This window comes from Streptomyces anandii JCM 4720 (assembly GCF_014650655.1).
Lineage (GTDB): Bacteria > Actinomycetota > Actinomycetes > Streptomycetales > Streptomycetaceae > Streptomyces > Streptomyces anandii.
The window spans coordinates 1-1582 of record NZ_BMVJ01000073.1 but is presented as its reverse complement, the minus strand read 5'-3'; the positions used below and the strand labels follow the sequence as shown (position 1 = coordinate 1582).

The window sequence follows — 1582 nt, the reverse complement described above, 5'->3', positions numbered from 1 at the left end:
CGGGCGTCCGACAGCCGCTCCACGAGCAGCATGCCCACACCCTCACCCCAGCCCGTGCCGTCCGCACCCGCCGCGAACGCCTTCACCCGGCCGTCCGCCGCGAGACCCCGCTGACGGCTGAACTCGACGAAAGCACCTGGGGTCGACATCACCGTCACACCACCGGCCAGCGCGAGATCGCACTCGCCGCTGCGCAGCGCCTGTGCGGCCAGGTGGAGCGCGACCAGCGAGGACGAGCAGGCCGTGTCGACCGTCATCGTCGGGCCCTCGACACCGAAGGTGTAGGCGAGCCGACCGGAGACGACGCTCGCGGAGTTGCCGGTGCTCATGAAGCCGTCGGTCGCTTCGGGCGAGTTGAGGACCAGGGAGAGGTAGTCCTGGCCGTTGGTGCCGATGAACACGCCGGCCTGGCTGCCCCGCAGAGTCTCCGGGTCTATGCCGGCGCGTTCGAAGGCCTCCCAGGAGGTCTCCAGGAGCAGCCGCTGCTGCGGGTCCATGGCGACGGCCTCACGCGGCGAGATGCCGAAGAAGGCCGGGTCGAACTCGGTGGCGCCGTAGAGGAATCCGCCCTCGCGTGCGTAGGAGGTGTTGTCGCCGTCCGATCGCGGGTCGTACAGCGACTCGATGTCCCAGCCCCGGTCGGTGGGGAATTCGGAGATCGCGTCCCGTCCGGAGGCGAGGAGGCCCCACAGGTCCTCCGGCGACTGCACGCCGCCGGGGAAACGGCAGCTCATCGCGACGATCGCGATCGGGTCGTCCGCCACCATGGCCGCGGCCCTCGGCACCGGATCGGTCGCCGTCGCCCGGGTGGTCCCGAGCAGTTCGGTGAACAGGTGATCGGCGAGCGCGGTCGGGGTCGGATAGTCGTAGATCAGGGTGGCGGGGAGGCGCAGTTCCGCCGCCGCGCCCAGCCGGTTGCGCAGTTCGACCGCCGTCAGCGAGTCGAAGCCCAGCTCCTTGAACGCGCGGTGGGCACCGACGGATTCGGGCCCCGTGTGGCCGAGGACCGCCGCCACCGTCTCACGCACCAGGTCGAGCAGAGCGCGCCGTTGTTCGGCCTCGGGCAGACCGGACAGGCGGTGCGCCGGCGAAGACGCGGGGCGCGACACGGCACCGGCATCGCCGGCGGGTTCGGCACCGCGCCGGACCACCGCCGCCGCACGTGCCTCGGTGAGTTCGACCAGCAAGGGGCTCGGCCGTACGGCCGCGAAGCCCGGCGCGAACCGCTTCCAGTCGACGTCGGCGACGGCCACCACGGTGTCGTCCGAGTCGAGCGCCTGCTGGAGCGCCTCGATCGCGTCAGACGTGGCCATGGGCGGTACGCCGCCGGCGCGCATCCGCCGCGCCAGTGCCTCGTCGGCCGCCATCCCGCCCTCGGCCCACGGCCCCCAGGCGATGGACGTCGCGACCAGGCCCTCGGCTCGCCGCTGCTCGGCCAGCGCGTCCAAGTAGGCATTGGCAGCCGCGTAGTTGGCCTGGCCTGCCGTTCCCCACACGCCACTCACGGAGGAGAAGAGGACGAAGGCCGACAGGTCGAGATCGCGGGTGAGTTCGTGGAGGTTGAGCGCGGAAGCGGCCTTCG

1 protein-coding gene is annotated in these 1582 nt (G+C 72.0%); it reads right to left on the bottom strand.

Going from position 1 to position 1582, the window contains the following annotated elements:
• Nucleotides 1-1582 (bottom strand): beta-ketoacyl reductase (locus tag IE249_RS35345; RefSeq protein ID WP_189711611.1); only part of this gene is annotated, 1582 nt, incomplete at both ends.